This is a genomic window from Maritalea sp. S77, from assembly GCF_049801075.1.
In the GTDB taxonomy this organism is placed as follows: domain Bacteria; phylum Pseudomonadota; class Alphaproteobacteria; order Rhizobiales; family Devosiaceae; genus Maritalea.
In genome coordinates this window covers 974,146-991,873 of sequence record NZ_JBNAGG010000001.1, presented here as the reverse complement: position 1 = coordinate 991,873, position 17,728 = coordinate 974,146, and the positions used below count along the sequence as shown (strand labels likewise).

General features: G+C 50.9%; 20 protein-coding genes. 13 read left to right on the top strand and 7 right to left on the bottom strand.

The features are described from left to right. Positions 1 to 22 precede the first annotated feature (22 nt). Positions 23 to 1,048 carry an asparaginase gene (locus ACP15Y_RS04715; protein ID WP_424981840.1) on the top strand — a complete coding sequence of 342 codons (1,026 nt, stop codon included), beginning with the start codon at positions 23 to 25 and terminating at the stop codon, positions 1,046 to 1,048. 6 nt (positions 1,049 to 1,054) lie between these two features. Here the strand turns inward: ACP15Y_RS04715 and ACP15Y_RS04710 are convergent, their stop codons facing one another. Together ACP15Y_RS04710 and ACP15Y_RS04705 are read right to left on the bottom strand one after the other, a co-directional pair. After that, positions 1,055 to 2,398, bottom strand: coding sequence for a TIGR03808 family TAT-translocated repetitive protein (locus tag ACP15Y_RS04710; RefSeq protein WP_424981839.1), 1,344 nt, complete (start codon positions 2,396 to 2,398; stop codon positions 1,055 to 1,057). Positions 2,399 to 2,470: 72 nt separating this feature from the next. Beyond that, the gene (locus ACP15Y_RS04705; protein WP_424981838.1) at positions 2,471 to 2,797 is read right to left on the bottom strand and encodes a YbjQ family protein; all 327 of its coding nucleotides are present in this window, start codon (positions 2,795 to 2,797) and stop codon (positions 2,471 to 2,473) included. A gap of 177 nt (positions 2,798 to 2,974) precedes the next feature. On the opposite strand from ACP15Y_RS04705, the gene ACP15Y_RS04700 reads away from it, so the two are divergent. Both ACP15Y_RS04700 and ACP15Y_RS04695 read left to right on the top strand, forming a co-directional pair. Continuing rightward, positions 2,975 to 4,516 (top strand): helicase HerA-like domain-containing protein, encoded by a 1,542-nt coding sequence (locus ACP15Y_RS04700; RefSeq protein WP_424981837.1) that lies wholly within the window; start codon positions 2,975 to 2,977, stop codon positions 4,514 to 4,516. Position 4,517: 1 nt separating this feature from the next. Further along, positions 4,518 to 5,063, top strand: a complete 546-nt coding sequence (locus ACP15Y_RS04695) for a hypothetical protein (protein WP_424981836.1) — start codon at positions 4,518 to 4,520, stop codon at positions 5,061 to 5,063. A 27-nt stretch (positions 5,064 to 5,090) separates the two neighbouring features. Here ACP15Y_RS04695 and ACP15Y_RS04690 read toward each other — a convergent pair whose 3' ends face one another. The 4 genes from ACP15Y_RS04690 to msrB form a co-directional block, all read right to left on the bottom strand. Continuing rightward, entirely contained in the window at positions 5,091 to 5,666 is a 576-nt protein-coding gene (locus tag ACP15Y_RS04690; protein WP_424981835.1) for a response regulator, read from the bottom strand. A 142-nt stretch (positions 5,667 to 5,808) separates the two neighbouring features. Next, on the bottom strand, positions 5,809 to 6,405 hold the full coding sequence (locus tag ACP15Y_RS04685; protein ID WP_424981834.1) for a superoxide dismutase: 597 nt from the start codon (positions 6,403 to 6,405) through the stop codon (positions 5,809 to 5,811). A gap of 98 nt (positions 6,406 to 6,503) precedes the next feature. Beyond that, complete coding sequence (locus tag ACP15Y_RS04680) at positions 6,504 to 8,582, bottom strand: S9 family peptidase (RefSeq protein ID WP_424981832.1); 2,079 nt, start codon at positions 8,580 to 8,582, stop codon at positions 6,504 to 6,506. A 3-nt stretch (positions 8,583 to 8,585) separates the two neighbouring features. Then, positions 8,586 to 8,999, bottom strand: a complete 414-nt coding sequence (gene msrB, locus ACP15Y_RS04675) for a peptide-methionine (R)-S-oxide reductase MsrB (protein WP_424981831.1) — start codon at positions 8,997 to 8,999, stop codon at positions 8,586 to 8,588. 299 nt (positions 9,000 to 9,298) lie between these two features. Between msrB and ACP15Y_RS04670 the strand changes: the two genes are divergently transcribed. The 10 genes from ACP15Y_RS04670 to ACP15Y_RS04625 all read left to right on the top strand — a co-directional run bounded on the left by ACP15Y_RS04670 (position 9,299) and on the right by ACP15Y_RS04625 (position 17,195). Then, complete coding sequence (locus ACP15Y_RS04670; RefSeq protein WP_424982464.1) at positions 9,299 to 11,710, top strand: putative monovalent cation/H+ antiporter subunit A; 2,412 nt, start codon at positions 9,299 to 9,301, stop codon at positions 11,708 to 11,710. Further along, positions 11,707 to 12,132 (top strand): Na+/H+ antiporter subunit B, encoded by a 426-nt coding sequence (locus tag ACP15Y_RS04665; protein WP_424981830.1) that lies wholly within the window; start codon positions 11,707 to 11,709, stop codon positions 12,130 to 12,132. The genes ACP15Y_RS04670 and ACP15Y_RS04665 overlap by 4 nt, the downstream gene beginning before the upstream one ends. Then, positions 12,132 to 12,509, top strand: a complete 378-nt coding sequence (locus tag ACP15Y_RS04660; protein WP_424981828.1) for a Na+/H+ antiporter subunit C — start codon at positions 12,132 to 12,134, stop codon at positions 12,507 to 12,509. The genes ACP15Y_RS04665 and ACP15Y_RS04660 overlap by 1 nt, the downstream gene beginning before the upstream one ends. 9 nt (positions 12,510 to 12,518) lie before the next feature. After that, positions 12,519 to 14,114, top strand: coding sequence for a Na+/H+ antiporter subunit D (locus ACP15Y_RS04655; RefSeq protein ID WP_424981827.1), 1,596 nt, complete (start codon positions 12,519 to 12,521; stop codon positions 14,112 to 14,114). A gap of 3 nt (positions 14,115 to 14,117) precedes the next feature. Beyond that, positions 14,118 to 14,600, top strand: coding sequence for a Na+/H+ antiporter subunit E (locus ACP15Y_RS04650; RefSeq protein ID WP_424981826.1), 483 nt, complete (start codon positions 14,118 to 14,120; stop codon positions 14,598 to 14,600). Beyond that, positions 14,597 to 14,929 carry a cation:proton antiporter gene (locus ACP15Y_RS04645; protein ID WP_424981825.1) on the top strand — a complete coding sequence of 111 codons (333 nt, stop codon included), beginning with the start codon at positions 14,597 to 14,599 and terminating at the stop codon, positions 14,927 to 14,929. Before ACP15Y_RS04650 ends, ACP15Y_RS04645 begins: the two co-directional genes overlap by 4 nt. Further along, positions 14,926 to 15,258 (top strand): monovalent cation/H(+) antiporter subunit G, encoded by a 333-nt coding sequence (gene mnhG, locus ACP15Y_RS04640; protein WP_424981824.1) that lies wholly within the window; start codon positions 14,926 to 14,928, stop codon positions 15,256 to 15,258. Before ACP15Y_RS04645 ends, mnhG begins: the two co-directional genes overlap by 4 nt. A gap of 155 nt (positions 15,259 to 15,413) precedes the next feature. Continuing rightward, positions 15,414 to 15,842 carry a MucR family transcriptional regulator gene (locus ACP15Y_RS04635; RefSeq protein ID WP_424981823.1) on the top strand — a complete coding sequence of 143 codons (429 nt, stop codon included), beginning with the start codon at positions 15,414 to 15,416 and terminating at the stop codon, positions 15,840 to 15,842. A 211-nt stretch (positions 15,843 to 16,053) separates the two neighbouring features. After that, entirely contained in the window at positions 16,054 to 16,455 is a 402-nt protein-coding gene (locus tag ACP15Y_RS04630; protein ID WP_424981822.1) for a helix-turn-helix domain-containing protein, read from the top strand. Beyond that, positions 16,455 to 17,195: a DUF6456 domain-containing protein gene (locus tag ACP15Y_RS04625; RefSeq protein ID WP_424981821.1), complete on the top strand. Its 741-nt coding sequence runs from the start codon at positions 16,455 to 16,457 to the stop codon at positions 17,193 to 17,195. Before ACP15Y_RS04630 ends, ACP15Y_RS04625 begins: the two co-directional genes overlap by 1 nt. A 21-nt stretch (positions 17,196 to 17,216) precedes the next feature. Here the strand turns inward: ACP15Y_RS04625 and ACP15Y_RS04620 are convergent, their stop codons facing one another. After that, on the bottom strand, positions 17,217 to 17,627 hold the full coding sequence (locus tag ACP15Y_RS04620; RefSeq protein ID WP_424981820.1) for a SufE family protein: 411 nt from the start codon (positions 17,625 to 17,627) through the stop codon (positions 17,217 to 17,219). Between the last annotated feature and the right edge of the window lie 101 nt (positions 17,628 to 17,728).

The window sequence follows — 17,728 nt, the reverse complement described above, 5'->3', positions numbered from 1 at the left end:
TCGCAAAAATAGGGGACGATCTATGCAGGAAACCGTAAATCCGGTTTTGGTAGAATTTACACGCGGCAATTGGGTTGAAAATCGGCATCGGGCAGCATTTTGCATTGCTGACTCAAGTGGCGAAATTGTCGCCAGCGCAGGTGACATTGATCACCCCATCTTCCCTCGATCTGCAATTAAGTCGCTACAAGCATTGGCCTTGTTTGAAAGCGGTGCCGTTGACAAGTTCGATCTTGATGATCGCGATTTGGCACTGGCCTGCGCTTCGCACAAAGGTGAACCCATTCATGTAGAAGGTGTTTTGCGGTTTCTCGATAAAATCGGGATGACAGCTGAGCAGCTTGAATGCGGCGCCCATGTGCCGTCAGATAAAGCGGCCCGTAATGAAATGCGCAAAAAAGGCGAAGAACCGTCTGCTTTGCACAATAATTGCTCTGGCAAACATACGGGCATGTTGGCAGTGGCCAAGGCGCTGGGCATAGATCCAAAGGGCTATATTGAGCAGGATCATGCGGTGCAGAAACTAGTGCGGAGCTGCGTTGAAAAAATAGTCGGCGCCACAATGAGTACGGACCGCTGTGGGCGCGACGGGTGCTCTATCCCCACATGGGCATCTCCCTTGCGCGGTTTTGCCGTTGGCTTCGCCAAACTGAGCGATCCCAATTCCGACTTGCCGGAACTCTATACCAAAGCTGGCCAACGCTTGTTCGATGCTTGCGCGCAAAACGCAATGTTGGTGGCGGGCACGGATCGGATCGATACCGATGCGATGGAGGCGTTTAAGGGCAAACTGATGATGAAAGTGGGCGCAGATGGCGTGTTCTGCGGCGCATTGCGAGATTCGCATTTGGGTTTTGCACTGAAAGTGGATGACGGGTCAGTGCCTGCGGCTGAAGCAATCGTCGCGGGGCTAGTTGCAACGCTGGCCAATGCATCACAAGATCAAAAGAATTTGCTGGCGCAATGGTCGCACAAGACCACCAAAAATTGGCGTGGATTTGAAGTTGGCACAGCTCACCTAAGTGGCGAATTCGCATCGTTCTTTTAGGAAAAGCTAGCCGACAACATTGTTGGAAACAAAAATATGGTCTGGCGCGCTCCGTGTCAGATCATCATAGGCGATATCCTGCCATTTACCGCCGACAAGCGGTTGATCACATTCAAACAAGGAATTGCCCGTAATGTTGATCGGGCCATCGCCTTCGACAGCCGAAGCTGCAATGCCATATTTGCATTTGCGCACCAAATTGCCGTTCGCCAGCAAATTGCGGTGGTAAGGCCCCCAGCCCAGCAAAAGGCCAGCGCCCGGTACATTTTCCACCACATTGCCCGAAAGGTTGCAGTCCGCTTCTGCCGCGATGCCAAGCGGAATCGTGTCTGGATTGTTGGGGCTTTTGTCCCAGATATTGCGCACAATATTGTTGGCGCAAACAGCAAGATAACCACCATCATTATAGTTGGTGATTGAAATGCCTGTAGCGGCTTCATCAATCAAATTGTCACTGATTAAAGAGCCTGAAAATCCGAACTCAGAGAAGATGGCCACTTCACCCAACCGCAAGCAATTGTTGCCAATAATGTGCGTGTTGCGGGTGCCGTTTGCCCGCACAGCGGTGAAACCGCAATCGCGGATCACATTGTTTGAAACGATGACATTTTGTGCGCGGAAGATATTGATGCCATTGCCATTTTGGCCGTTGCCACCGCTGCGCCAATCAATATCTTGAATTTGGTTGTTAGCAACAATTGTGCCATCAATTCCGGGCTCGTCGCGCCAAATCAAAATGCCATTATTGCCGCACCCTTTAATCACGTTTCCGCGCACTTGCGACTGAACACCATTGTTCAAAAAGATTGCGGCGCTGCCAATTTGCTCGAAGCGATTGCTATTGATCTGAACTTGCGCGTCATAGCCCCAAACACCGTGTTTGGCGCTGGCGAAAAATCCACATTCTTCGATATTCACATTGCGCACGGACTGCATGTAGAGGATCGCGTCTGCCGCCAAATCCTGCGCGCCCACCAAATCAAATTGCTCAAGCGCAATGTTTTGCGCGCCGATCAATGTGAAGACTGGCTTATCCGTCATTTGCACAAGCTTAGTTGCGCCGCCCGCGCCGATAATCTGCGTATTGCTGGGCAATCCAACATTAGAGATGTTGTAGCTGCCTGCTGGCAAAAACAGTTTCTGCTTGGCGCTGTTTGCCGCGCCGATGGCGGCTGAAAGTGCCTCTGCCTGATCATAGGGCGCACCGGGAGTGAGGCCAAAGTTCCGCCCATCCAACAAAGCGCCATTTACAGCATTTTGCGCCAGGAGCGGAGAAGACATGCCAATTGTTGCCATGCCGCCCAATAAGGACGAGCCACCTGCCATCAAAAAATGTCGCCGATTGACCATGCAATCCTCCCGAGATGTCTAGCCTATTGAGCGCGATCTTGAAATGAAATGCAAGCCATGGAACAGGTTAGCTTAGGTTTTACGCAACTTTACTGCGGTGCCAGAGCAGGTGACCATCAACATCGCGCCGCGCGAACCGACAGTTTCGTAATCCAAATCCACACCGATAACTGCATCTGCGCCTATGGCGCGCGCCCGATCACACATTTCTTCCAATGCGGCTTTGCGTGATTTGCTCAAGGTTTGCTCATATGCGCCCGAGCGGCCGCCAATATAGTCAGTCACCGTCGCCATGATGTCGCGAATGAAATTGGCACCCAATATGGTCTCGCCCATAACGATGCCCATATATTCGGTGATTTCAAATCCATCTAGCGTGTCGGTTGTCGTTGTCAGCATGTCCAGCCCCCAAAAATTTGATGTTCGACAAATGGGGAATAGCATCCTGTTTTTCAAGTCAAACTGATCAGGACAGCACTCGAATGGGCATATTTATCAAAAATAACAATGGTCCTATTGAGATTTGTACACTGCAAGGCTTATATACACCTTCAAATTTCTGGAAGGGCCTAATGGATGTTTGTTGACGGCAAGGTTTATCTTGGCACCAGCACCCAAGCTGAATATCTTGATCTTAAATTGGCAAACCGCCACGGTCTAATCACCGGTGCCACGGGCACGGGGAAGACGGTTAGCCTTCAAATTATGGCAGAGGGCTTTTCGCGGGCAGGGGTGCCCGTTTTTTGTGCCGATGTGAAAGGTGATCTTTCCGGCATTGCAGTGAGCGGCGAGAGCAAAGACTTTCTCGAAGAACGCGCAAGCAATATCGGTTTTGACGATTACATCTATGAAGCCTTCCCAACGATATTCTGGGATCTCTTTGGTCGCCAAGGCCACCCTATCCGCGCCACCATTTCGGATATGGGGCCCTTGCTGTTATCTCGCTTGCTCGACCTCACCGAGGTGCAAGAAGGCGTGCTGAACATCGCCTTTGCCTATGCTGACGATGAGGGGCTGTTGCTGCTAGATCTGAAGGATCTACGCGCCATCCTAAATGATGTTGATGAAAATGATGACATCATCTCGAAACGCTATGGCCGTGTGTCGCGTGCATCTATTGGGGCAATTCAACGCGCGTTGCTCGTTTTAGAACAGCAGGGTGCCGAGCATTTCTTCGGCGAGCGGGCGCTGGATATTCGCGACCTTATGCGGACCGATAAGGATGGCCGTGGCGTCGTCAATGTTTTGGCCGCAGACGAACTCATGCAGTCGCCACGCCTTTATGCGACCTTCTTGCTTTGGTTGCTGTCGGAGCTATTTGAAGAATTGCCCGAAGTCGGCAACCCGGATAAGCCACATCTCGTCTTCTTTTTTGATGAAGCACATTTGTTGTTTGACGACGCGCCAGATGCCTTGATGGACAAGGTCGAGCAGGTGGTCAAACTTGTGCGGTCAAAGGGCGTAGGCGTATATTTTGTGACGCAGAACCCGTTGGATATTCCTGATCCAGTGTTGGCGCAATTGGGTAACCGTGTTCAACATGCTTTGCGCGCATATACACCACGTGAGCAACGGGCCGTGAAAACTGCCGCTGACACGTTCCGTCCCAATCCAGATTTTAAAACCGCAGACGTCATCACCCAATTGGGTGTTGGTGAGGCGCTGGTTTCGACGCTTGAGAAAAAGGGTGTGCCATCCATTGTCGGGCGCACCATGATGCGCCCACCTTCCTCGCGACTTGGCCCAATTTTGCCAGCCGAACGCGCCGAGATTATCAAAAACAGCCCGGTGGCGGCGCTTTATGATGAAACAATGGACCGTGATTCCGCTTATGAGGAGTTGCTGCGGCGGGCGGAAGCGAAATTGCGCGAAGAGCAATTGCAATTGGAGCGCGAAAATCAGGATGATTTTGGCGATCTGTGGGAAACCCGCACCGGCTATCGCGATAAATATCGGGATGATCGCCCCAAGACCAAGCGCAAAACGCGTAAATCCCGCAGATCCAACCGCCAAACACCAACGGAAGATGCTGTGAAAACTTTTGCCCGAACAGTGGCACGTCAGTTGGGTGATCAACTGGTCCGTGGTATCCTCGGTTCATTGAAACGGGGGCGCTAAGATGAAGGGCAAAAAGCCAATCAAAACGGCAGGTTTTCTTGTGCCGGCGGAACGCGCCGAGCATCAAAAGCAAATCACCACAGCGCATCAAACAGGTGAGTTTTTGGCGCAGAAAAATGTGGATCTATGTTGTTCAATGCCTACCGGCGAAGTGGCGTCTGCCTTTGCCTCAGGCGCGCTGACAAAAGGCGGTCGGGTGATCATCTATCATCAGCAGAACACACCTAGCGTGAAACTGCCTGAAGGTGGTGAGATCATCGAAATTGATGGGTCACCCATGCAGACTGTGGCCCAATCTGTTTCACATTTTTGGGTATTGCCCTGCGGTGTGCAAGATTTGGGGCGCTATCTGGAAACATGGCTAGCATCAGCCTGTCGTCCACTTGTTTGCTTGTCGAAAAATGACGAGTTTTTGCTGCTGCGTGGCTTTGTAGAAGAGATTGTCTCGGTTGATCGGCCTGAAGCCGTGGAACGGATTATCTTCGCGAAAACAGCGGAAGAGGGCTGGGATAAAGTTTCGGGATTGCTTTCTGAACGGGCGCGTTAGATCCCAACCGACAAATGATCAAGCCGCCTAGTGCGGCTTGTCGGCCATGCCTGTCATTTTTGCGCGATAGGCTGAAAACTCAATCACATTATCATGTTGGGCACGAATGTGCTCGAGTGCTTCACCATCATAAGGTTGCGGCTGATTTTCGTTGTGCGATGGGTCATCGCGCCAATCGCGGCTGGACGCCGCGGAAGTAGGAATGCGTACAAATTGTCCGTCCGCCCCCAAACGGGCGCTCACACGCTCCTTGATATAGGCAGGGGACATCGGTTTGACGATGATCTCATCAATACCTGCATTGACCACGCTGGCCTGCAACTCTCGGTCAATATTTTTGATCATGGTGATGGTTTGAAGTGATTCAACATCAATATTGGGGTTGGACCGCAAGCTGTTTAGCACGTCAGGTGCCGAACGGTCGGCCAGCTGATAATCCAAGATCAGCAGGTCCAATGGTGCAATATCCGCATAGCGGAGCAGGTGAGCAGCGCTGGAAAACTCGCGAAGACGCAAGCCAGAAATATCACGCAAAACCATTGCTAAAATTGAGCTGAGTGCTGAATTTTGCGTCAGAATCCCAACTACTTTTGTGTCGAACAAATCACCTCTCCCATGGTTAAAGAATGGTTAACACTTAGGAGGGGGCGTTGCCTAGAGATTCGTTTGTTTTTTCACAGCACAAAAAAATCCGCCAAACCCAAGGGCTTGGCGGATTTCAAAAATTCGAATGTCGAATTCTGGCTTATTTTGCAGCTTCGTAAAGCTCTGCAACATATTCCCAGTTCACCATAGAATCGAAGAACGCTTCGAGGTATTTCGGACGCGCATTGCGGTAGTCGATGTAGTAAGAATGTTCCCAAACATCACAACCCAACAATGGTGTTTCGCCGTGGATCAATGGGTTTTCGCCATTAGGTGTTTTGGTCACGGCCAACTTGCCATCCTTCATCACCAACCAAGCCCAACCAGAGCCAAACTGAGTTGCGCCAGCATTCAAGAATGCTTCACGGAATTCGTCAACTGAGCCAAGGTCAGATTTGATTTGTGCTTCCAAATCACCTGGGATTGAACCGCCACCATTTGGCTTCATCCATTTCCAGAAATGATTGTGGTTGAAATGTTGCGCCGCATTGTTGAACAAGCCTGCATTTTTGCCATAGCTTTCGCGCACAATATCTTCGAGCGACTTGCCTTCAAGGCCTGAACCTTCAAGCAATTTATTGCCGTTGGTCACATAAGCTTGGTGGTGCTTGTCGTGGTGATATTCAAGCGTTTCCGCTGACATATAAGGGTTCAACGCATCATAGGCGTAAGGGAGTTCTGGCAGTTCAAAAGACATGATTGGCCTCCAATTTATTGTCGTTGGTCTCAATATTCTCAACTCTTATAATCGGTTATTTGTTCCGCAACAAGAGTTATGAAAAGAAAAAACTTTCTTTATTTTGCGCCATTTGTGGTTTGCAGCGCGAATGCGTAGGCAAGGGCAGTTTCTTTGATTTTCTCAAATCGCCCGGACATGCCGGCATGGCCCGCACCCATGTGGGTTTTCAAAATTAGAGAGTTGTGATCGGTTTTGTGTTCGCGCAGTTTTGCCACCCATTTCGCAGGCTCCCAATAGGTCACGCGCGGGTCGGTCAAGCCTGCCATCACAAAGATCGCCGGATAATCTTTCGCCTCAATATTGTCATAAGGCGAATAGCTGGCGATATATTCATAGTCTTCTTTGGACGTGATTGGGTTGCCCCACTCGGGCCATTCAGGCGGGGTGAGGGGCAGGGTGTCGTCCAGCATTGTGTTCAACACATCCACAAACGGCACCAATGCCAAAATAGATGCAAACAGATCCGGTGCTTGATTGGCCACAGCGCCCATCAACATGCCACCAGCGGAGCCGCCCATTGCTGCAATATTGCCTTTGCTGGTGTAGCCTTGTTCTACCAGCATTTCACCTGCTGCGATGAAATCGTTGAATGTGTTCTTCTTGTTGTGCTTTTTGCCCGATGTGTACCAGTTGTAGCCCTTTTCCATGCCACCGCGAATGTGCGCGATGGCGTAGACCATGCCGCGATCAACAAGTGATAGAGTGGAGATGGAAAAACCGGCCGACATCGACATGCCGTATGAGCCATAGCCGTAAAGCAACAATGGCGCTTTGCCATTAGGTTCAAAGTCCGCACGGTGCAAAATGGTGACGGGCACCTGTGCGCCGTCCGGCGCGGTCGCAAACAAACGCCGCGTCACATAGTCGTCTGGATTGTGGCCAGATGGAATTTCCTGCGTTTTCAGCAACGTGCGGGCTTTGCTATCGATGCGATAATCGAAAACTTGCGGTGGCGTCGTCGGGGACGAATAATAATAGCGAATTTCATCGCTCTCAAATTCATATCCGGCAGACACAGACAGCGTATAAGCTTCCTCTTTGAAGCTGATTTCTTCTTCCTGACCGTTTTTAAGATCGCGCACGATGATGCGGGGCAGACCCTCAAACTCTTCCTTACGCACCAGATAGCGCGATTTTAGGAAATAGCCTTTGAGCAAAACGCCAGGCCGATGTGGCACCAAATCTTGCCAATTTTCGATGCCCGGATTGTCAACGGGCGCTGTCATCAGCTTATAATCCTCGGCGCCATCTGCATTTGAGCGGATGTAAAACACGCCATCGGCATCATCAATCGAATATTCACGCCCGTTTTTGCGTTCGGCCACCAAAGTCGGCGCACCAAGCGTATGCGCATCAATAAATCGCACTTCGCTGGTTTCATGATCATGGCTATCAATGATAATGTAATTGCCGGAATTGGTTTTGCCAACGCCGAGAAAGAAACCTGAATCGGGCTCTTCATAAATCAGTTTATCGTTGCTCGGGTTGTCTCCAAGTGTGTGATGGAACACTTTATGTGGGCGGTGATTATCGTCTTGAACAGTATAGAAAAAGCTCTTTGAATCTGCGGCCCAAGTGACGCCACCCGTGGTGCTGGCGATCTCGTCTTTCAACTCATCTCCGGTCGCCACATCGCGCACATAAATGGTGAAATATTCTGATCCATTGCGATCTGCAGACCATGCGACCAACTTATGGTCTGGCGAGTGCGCTGCGCCGCCAGAGCGGAAATAGCCTTCGCCAGCTTCTTTGTTCATATCCAGCAACACGGTTTCATTGCCGCCATCGCGGTCAGAACGGCAAATCTGCGAATATTGCTGCCCCTCCAATGTGCGGCTGAAATATGCATAGTCGCCATCTTTAAACGGCACAGAGCTATCATCTTCTTTGATCCGCCCGCGAATTTCGGTGTAAATCCGCTCGCGCAAATCGGCACTGTCTTCCATGTGCGCTTCGAAATAATCGTTCTCTGCTTCCAGATAGGTGCGGATTTCTTTATCCAGCACATCCGGATCACGCATGACCTGCTGCCAATTATCGTCTCGCAACCAATGATAGGGATCATTGCGTTCAATGCCGTGATGCGTGGTGAAGTGGTCCTTCTTGGCGGCTTTAGGGGGCGTCAAATCGCTCATAATTCACTCATTTTCCAGTTGCGGCACAAACTTCAACGCGGTGCCATTGGTGCAATAACGCTTTCCTGTGGGTTGTGGCCCATCTTCAAACATATGTCCAATATGAGAATTGCACTGCGCACAAATCACTTCTGTTTTACGGGCAAAAAAGGTGCGCTGAATTTGTAGCTCCACAGTGCCATCGGGTGCTGCATCGCAAAAACTGGGCCAGCCGGAACCTGAATCATATTTGTGCTGCGCATCAAAAAGAAGTGCGCCGCAGGCTTTGCAGACATAATGCCCTGGTGAGGTCTGTTTATCATATGGATGAGAAAAGGCCCGTTCAGTGCCCTTCTTGCGCAGCACATGAAATTCAAGCTCGCTTAGCTCTTGCCGCCAGTCCTGTTCGGATTTTTGTTCAAAAGTTAGTTTGGACATACTCGATAAGGAAAGAAACCAGATTGGGATAAGGCACCAATTTGGGGAGCCTGAGCGCAACAATCAAGTCTTTGCAAATCTGATAACGATGTTTATACGGTGAATTTGAGTTTTTGTGGTCCGAAAACACTGCAAAACCGTTGTTTGATCGGCGCTTGCCCTTGTCGTTTTCCTTCGGACTAGGTCAAATTGTTCTACTTTTTCTGCGATTCGGAATGAACGACAGAAATAGTGCGCCAAACCGCAAGATATGCGCCAAAGATTTGGGCGCGCCGAATGGAGAGTGATCATTGTCCGACTTGCCTAATTATCATGCTTTGTTGCTGATCGCGCTCGCGCCTTTTGTGACAGCCCTGTTTGCCCCTTGGGTTAACCGGTTTGCCAAAGGCATCTCAGGTTGGATTTTGGCCACTGTGCCGGCTGCGATATTTTTGGTGCTCACCACCTTCATTGGCGAGATTGCTGAGGGCGGCACCATTTCTTTCGCCATGACTTGGGTCGATAGCCGCTACTTCCATTTTCCGATCAATCTGAGTTTCTTTGTTGACGGGCTTTCGCTGATCTTTGCTTTGCTGATCTCCGGTATTGGCACATTCATCATCACCTATTCTGGGGGTTATTTGAATGGCCACCGACATCAGGGTCGGTTCTTCTCGTTCATTTTGATGTTTATGGGCTCCATGTTGGGGCTGGTGTTGGCAGACAACATCATCACTTTGTTCGTGTTTTGGGAACTGACGTCGATCACCTCATTCCTGTTGATCGGCTTCAACCATAATAAGGCGGCGTCGCGCCGTGCGGCCATTCAGGCCTTGGTGGTGACTGGCGGCGGCGGTCTGCTGCTGCTGTTTGGTCTATTGATGATTTTCGGCGTGTCTGGCCACAGCGAGCTGAGCACCTTGCTCACAGATCACAATGTGCTGCGGGACAGCCCATTTTATTTGATGATTTTGTTGTTGGTGCTGGGCGGAGCGTTCACCAAATCTGCGCAAGTGCCGTTCCACTTCTGGTTGCCCAACGCGATGGAAGCGCCCACGCCTGTTTCGGCCTATTTGCACTCGGCCACCATGGTGAAGGCTGGTGTATATTTGCTGGCGCGCATGAGCCCCGTACTAAATGGCACGCCTGAATGGAATTTGATCTTGCCGATTTTCGGTGGGATCACATTGCTCACTGGCGCCATCATGGCGCTGCGCCAAACAGATATGAAGCAAATGCTGGCCTATACCACTCTCGGCTCGCTCGGCATGTTGGTCATGCTTTTGGGCTTGAGCGAGAAGGTGGCGATTTTGGCCGCATTGTTGTTCCTCGTGGCGCACTCTTTCTACAAGGGCGGACTGTTTATGGTGGTTGGTGCCATCGACCATGAATCCGGCACCCGCGATCTCACAGAAGTTTCCGGCTTACGGTATAAACTGCCATTCACCTTTATCGGTGCCGCGCTCGCCGCGCTTTCAATGGCGGGCTTGCCTGTGTCGCTTGGCTATTTCGCCAAGGAAGAAATCTATTTGCTGTTCGGGCCTGAAAATATCTGGAGCGTCGTTTTGGTTTTGGTTGCTTTGTTGGGCAACGGCCTGATGATGGCAGCGGGCTTGGCGATTGCAATCAAGCCGTTCTTCGGCAAACAGCTGGAAACACCCAAATCACCGCACGAAGCGCCGCTTTCGATGATCTGGGGACCCGTCATCCTTGGTGTACTCGGGTTCGTGGCGGGCTATTTCATCACAGATGTTGGCGAAATCTTCTTCGGTCCCGCAGCCACTGCAGTTTACGCAAAGCTGGTGGAAACACACCTCAAGCTGCATTTTGATCCGCTTTTGATCGGCCTATCTCTGGCAACGTGGACAGTGGGCGGCATTGCATTCTACAAGCTTGACGCCATTCGCAGTTTCTTGCGCCGCGTGGCCAGTGTTTGGACATGGGGACCAGACCAAGGCTTTGACCAGTTTATGTTTGGCTTGATCCGTTTTGCGGATCGTGTGACCCGCATTTTCCACCATGGACGGTTGGAATTTTATTTGATCCTCGTTTTCGTCTGCTTGGCGGGGGCACTGTTTGCGCCGCTCATCATGCAAAACGCCTTACCAGCGGTGCCAGCGCTACCAAACTTGCGGTTCTATGAATGGGCAATTTTGGCAATTGCCGCTATCGGATTGATCGCAGTAATCGTCGCCAAAACGCGACTGGTGGCCATTGTATCGCTGGGGATTCAAGGCTTTGCTGTCGCGATTATCTTCCTGCTGTTTGGCGCGCCAGACCTTGGCTTCACTCAATTGATGGTTGAAACACTGTCTGTGGTGATCCTCGCTTTGGTGATGACCCGCTTGCACCTTGATCAACGCGATGCACGTGTGTTGGAAGAAGCTGTGCGTGATGGCGCGATTGCCATCGTGTGTGGCTTTGGCTTTGTGGCCTTGCTGTTGGCGGTGCTCAGCGTCGAACTCGACACGTCTTTGTCTGAATTCTTCATCGAAACCAGCGTGCCAATTGCACATGGGCGTAACATTGTGAACGTGATCTTGGTGGATTACCGGGCGCTCGATACGTTGGGCGAAATCTCGGTGGTGATGACTGCAGGCATTGCCATTTTGGCACTAATCGGCATTCGGCTTGGCGGTGCAAAACGCGGCGTTGGCGCCAGCAAGAAGAGGGCGCCGAAGCGACGCGCACCAAGAAAGACAATTGCCCGAGATAAAGGAGCACGCGCATGAATACCGTAATTTTTCGGACCGTGGCTCCTTATTTGGCAGCCTTGATGGTGTTGTTCTCAGTGTTTGTTTTGCTGCGCGGCCATAATGAACCGGGCGGCGGCTTCATCGGCGGACTGATCGCAGCATCAGCCATCGCTATTTACGGCATCGCGGCTGGGGTTGAAGAGGTGCGCAAAGCACTTGTGTTTCACCCCATCGCTGTCGCTGGCCTCGGCGTGTTTCTAGCCGCCATCGCTGGCTTTATGTCTCTATTTGTTGAAGCGCCATTCCTCAAAGGTTTGTGGTTGTTTTTAGAAATGAGCGACGGTAGCGAATTGGCGCTATCCACGCCCATGCTGTTCGATATTGGCGTCTATCTGGTCGTTGTGGGGGCAATCTCCTCCATCGCACTGGCGCTAGAAGAAGACGAGGAGACCCGCTAATGGAAATCGCACTCGCTTTTCTGATCGGCTTGTTCTTCACAGTGGCCATCTATTTGCTGCTCTCGCGCTCTTTGATCCGCATGTTGCTGGGCATCGCGATTATCGGCAATGGCGTCAATTTGTTGATATTCACAATCGGCCGCGTCACCCGCGAGGTGCCGCCAATTGTGCCAGATGGCGAATATGCGCCACTTGAGCCCATTGCCAATCCGCTGCCACAAGCGCTCATTTTGACGGCGATTGTGATCGGCTTTTCATTGTTCGCATTTTTGCTGGTGCTCACCTATCGGGCCTATCAAGAATTGGACGCAGATAACACAGACACCATGCGCGTGGCAGAGCCTGAGGATAGCCCTCGGCCGCCGCTGAGCTACTAGGAGCATTTGATGGCCAGTTCTTCGATGCCAAAAAATCTCGATTTGCCACCCGCAATGATTGAAGGGGCAACATCCGTCGCCGATTGGGTGATTGTATGGCCCGTGGCTCTGCCAATGCTGGGTGCCGCAGTATTGTTGATGGCGCGCAAGCGTCCTGAATGGCAGGCACCTTTCGCCTTTGTCATCTTGTTTGCGACGGTGGTCGCTAACTTGATGCTTTATTTACGGGTGCAGGACACCGGGCCATTCACCATGACCATGGGCAACTGGTTGCCCCCTTATGGCATCAGCCTCACAGCCGATGCGTTGAGCGCGTTGTTCTCGCTGGTCAGTGCCTTCATTCTGCTGATTGTCGTGCTGTTCGTGCAGTCCGAAATTGAAACACGCGAAAATAAATATGGCTATCATTCGCTGTTGTTGCTGTTGCTCGCTGGCGTCTCTGGCGGGTTCCTAACGGGTGACTTGTTCAACCTTTATGTTTGGTTCGAGGTGATGTTGATTGCCTCCTTCGGCTTGCTCATCATTGGCGGCCGGAAAATCCAACTGGATGGCGCGGTGAAATATGGCTTTCTCAATTTCCTTGCCACCACCTTCTTCTTGATCGCCATCGGCTTCCTTTATGGTTTGGTCGGCACGTTGAACATGGCAGATATTGCCCTAAAAGCACCTCAAGTTGAAAGCGGTGCAATTTATGCCGTGGCAGCCTTGTTCTTCTTGGCATTTGCCATGAAGGCAGCGGCATTTCCGCTAAATGCTTGGTTGCCTGCCTCCTATCACGCGCCTGATCCTGCAGTTTCTGCTGTGTTTGCGGGCTTGCTTACAAAAGTTGGCGTCTATGCACTTGTGCGCACGCACCTTTTGCTAATTCCGCAATCCCATGCCTATTTGCAATTGGCGATGGAAGTGGTTGCCGGTTTCACCCTAATTTTGGCACCGCTTGGCGCTATCGCGCAAACCAACGCGCGTCGCGCGCTCGGCTTTTTAGTGATCGGTGGCATTGGGGCCATGTTGGCCGGGCTGGCCATCGGCTCACCAACAGGTATTTTTGGCCTCGCAGCCTATGCCGTGAATTCAATGTTGGTCATGACCGCACTTTATCTGGTTGTCGGGCTGGTTGAGCGCATGGGTGGCACAAGCGATATTCGCAAATTGGGTGGCCTCTATCGCGCAAACAGCTGGCTCTCAATCATGTTTATTGTGCTGGTATTTGCTGTTGCGGGCTTACCGCCATTTTTGGGCTTCTGGCCAAAGATGATCTTGGTGCAAGCCGGGATTGAAGTGAGTAACTTCTGGCTGGTTGGCCTGATCTTGCTGAACTCAATTCTAACGTCGATTGCAGGGTCGCGTTTGTGGGCGCACATCTTCTGGCGCGATGGACGGGAAGGAGTGAATTCTGAGCAGATTAATGATCGCATTCGGCCTTTGCCATCACGTGCTAAGATATGGGGTTTGTTGCCAGCAGGCGCACTCGTTGCCTTTATCGTTTTTGCAGGACTTGCGCCGCAGCCATTGTTCAAAGCAGGCGCAGATGCCGCATTCGCGGTATATGAGCCAGCCGAATATGTGGGCGCGGTATTTGATGGCGTTTCGGAGGCGAAGGAGTAAACCATGACACTTTTGCTTATCTCGGTTTTATTGGCCCTCACATGGGCTGCCATCACCGGCACATTCTCGCTCGGAAACTTGATTCTCGGGTTTGTCATTGGCGGCATGTCGCTTTGGGTGATCCGCCTGCAAGTAGGCCAGGCCCAGTTGCTGCGTAAAATCCCGAAGATCCTTTCGTTAGCTGGCCTGTTTCTTTATGAGTTGGTGTTGAGTGCGTTCAAGGTGTTGATCCTTGTGCTTTCACCCAACATGCACAAAAAACTACAGCCTGCGATTATCTCATTCCCGCTAAAAGCCAAATCGGATGCTGAAATTACGCTGCTGGCGAATTTGATTACGCTGACGCCAGGTACACTGAGTGTCGATGTGTCGCCAGATCGCTCAAGCCTATATGTGCATGCGCTTGAGATGCCAGACAAAAAGCAAATGATCAAAGACATTGCTAATGGCTTCGAGGCCAAAATTATTGAGGTGTTTGAACCATGATTGGTGGCGCAGAATTCCTAGAGCTAGCGATTAATATCGCTTTAGGGCTGCTCAGCTTGGCGTTCCTGTTTGTTTTGGTGCGCATCTTGCGTGGTCCCACATTGCCAGATCGCATCTTGGCCCTCGACATGTTGTTGACCATTGGCATTGGTTATATCGCGGTGATCGCAATCAAAACGGGCTATGCACTATATTTGGATATCGCCATTTCCCTAGCGCTTGTCGGCTTTTTGGCGACTGTCGCATTTGCGCGCTTCGTCTTGCAACGATGGAAAATTCGAGCAGAACGGTTGGAAAATGAGAAGCGTGATTTAGGAGCGAAAGAATGATGCACGAGATTTTGGCCTATATGGTCGGTATTTTGTTGATTATCGGCGCTATCTTTTCATTGGGCGCAGCAATTGGCTTGTTGCGATTGCCTGACCTTTACACGCGTATGCACGCCGCCTCAAAGGCGGGGACGCTGGGTGCAGGCTTCGGCTTTCTTGCCATTGCGCTTGCATCGCTCGATGGTTCGGTGATTCTACGGGCATTCGCGGGCTTCGTCTTCTTGTTGCTCACAGCTCCAATCTCAGCCCATCTGCTCGCGCGTGCGGCATACTTTGCTGGCTACAAACCAGCACCCGTGACGAAGATCGATGAAATGGACCCCAAATAAAATCGATCACTTGATGCTAAAATGTCGCACAAAATAAGCAAAATTTTGCAACTTTATCCGCTTTATTGGTTGCATTTTGTACTTTCACATAATATCTAAGTGTTAAATATTAGCATTCGCTAAAGTAGAAGCAATCTGCAGGAAATGGTTAAATAATGACTGAGCAACAAGATAATAATCAAGTTGACCTTAAATCTGAAATTATTGAACTGAGCACAGATATCGTTAGTGCTTATGTCTCTAACAATGCCGTGAGCCAAACAGATTTGCCTAAATTGATTGCGGATGTGCATGCAACTTTGGCTGGGTTGGCCAATAGCCCGTCCGAAGCTGAGCAGGAAAACCGTAAACCAGCAGTACCTGTGAAGAAGTCAATCACACCTGACTACATCATTTGCTTGGAAGATGGTAAGAAATTCAAATCATTGAAGCGCCACTTGCGCACCCATTATGATTTGTCACCTGAAGAATACCGCGAGAAGTGGGGATTGCCGAGCGATTACCCAATGGTTGCGCCTAACTATGCGGCAGCACGCTCTCGTCTGGCCCGTGAAATGGGCTTGGGTCGCAAAGCAGGAAAATAATCTGACTGCTTTTGTTTGAATGATTGAGGCTGGCTGTGCGCCAGCCTTTTTTGTGCACTATTCTAAGTTGCATTTGCGCGTTGGGTTAATCTGTTTAACATTTTGATTTCAAAGGCAAAAAGTCCTTCGCCGTTAATTTTGTCTTAATAAACTTATCCCCGGTCCTTCCAAGTCGGGTTATAGGAATATATACCTATAACGGGGAAAGACCATGCATTTTTATCAAATTTACAAACACACATATCAAGTCGAAACTGACTTGAGTCCCGTTTCCACCAGGCTCCTAGCTGATGATTTGGAAGCCCAATTTGTACTCAACCTTGTCGCGTGCGCGCGACAAGTAAATTCAGCTGAGCTGCTGAGCAAAGCCCGTGGCGATGGCAATATATGTCTCGCCCGACAGACTGCGATGTACCTCATCAATGTGATTTTGAGGCGCTCACTCACCTATACAGGCGATTTATTTGGCCGAGATCGCCGAACGGTAGCGCACGCATGTGCGAGAATCGAAGAAATGCGAGAGCGCCCGCCGTTCGATCGCGTTATCGATTGCTTCGAAAAAACGGTCCTATTGGCCATGATTGACCTAAACGACTTTGCGGAGCAGGCCTGATGCAGCAGATCAAGCGACAATTAAGGTTTGTGCGCCTGTTGCATAAGGGAGGTGCCGTTGAACAGTGCGGGCAATTGATGCGCGTTGTAGTTGGACAAGAGAAAGCCTCATTAGAAGAGCATGTGGTCAAAGCGTTGAAAAGCCAAGGCGTTTTATGCATCCAAAACGGTGCATTGGCGACCACAACAGAGGCACCGCATTGGATGCGGCGACAAAAGCTTTGGTTGGCAGATCCAAATCAAACTGCACCCATTGTCTCCAATGCAAAGCGTAGCGGAAAACAGCTGCCGATTATCGGCAACGGCCAGCTTAACCGCCTTTGCAAATCAGGTGGCAAACAGGGTGGTTTGCTGACGCAAGATCATATTCTCACGGCCAGCCGCCTCGAACGGCTGATTGAGCGTGCCATGCTGACACCGCAAATCACGCGCGACTACCAGCAACTGAGCCAAACTTTGGGGCAATCCAGAGGGAGCGGGCAGGCCGACATCAGCGATATGGCGGCCGATGCCCGAAAGGAGCTATCGCAGCTCTATGACCAACTGCCTCCTGATTGCATCAATGCTTTGGTTGATCTTTGTGGTTTCGGCAAAGGGTTGCAGGACGTTGAGGCCAGCCGAAATTGGCCGCGCCGTAGCGCAAAGTTGGTGGCAAAAATTGGATTGGATCAATTGGGTGCCATTTGGGGCATCGGTGAACTGGCAACGCCCAATCATCTGCGTCGCAATGGTAGCCGATAGAAAAAGCGAAGTGGCAGCGGTTTAATCCGCTGCTGCAACCGATTCTACACGCTTGATCATGGCCTTTAGGCCGTTGGCGCGTTGAGTGGTCAAATGTTCCTGCAAGCCGATGGCAGCAAAATCGCGTTCAGCGTCAAGCTGCGCCACTTCTTCCTTTGTGTGACCAGAGAAATAGGCAATCACAATGGCCACCAGCCCCTTAACGATCATCGCATCACTGTCGCCTTTTAGCTGCAGGACCTGCTTGCCATTTTCCTCATCAAACGCAGGCACTAGCCACACTTGAGAGACACAACCTTCAACCTTGTTGGCGGCATTATATTCATCTTCCGGCAGGCCGGGGAGGGACTGGCCCAATTCGATGACATATTTATAGCGATCTTCCCAATCGTCTAAAAACTCAAGGCTTTCTTTAATGTCGTCAAATGTCATGGCGCACTCCTTTGCCCATTTGATAACCAAATCAATTTGATATGACTACCCGGTGCGACAAAAAAAGAGCCGTGGCACCCGGGGAAGGTGCACGGCTCAGA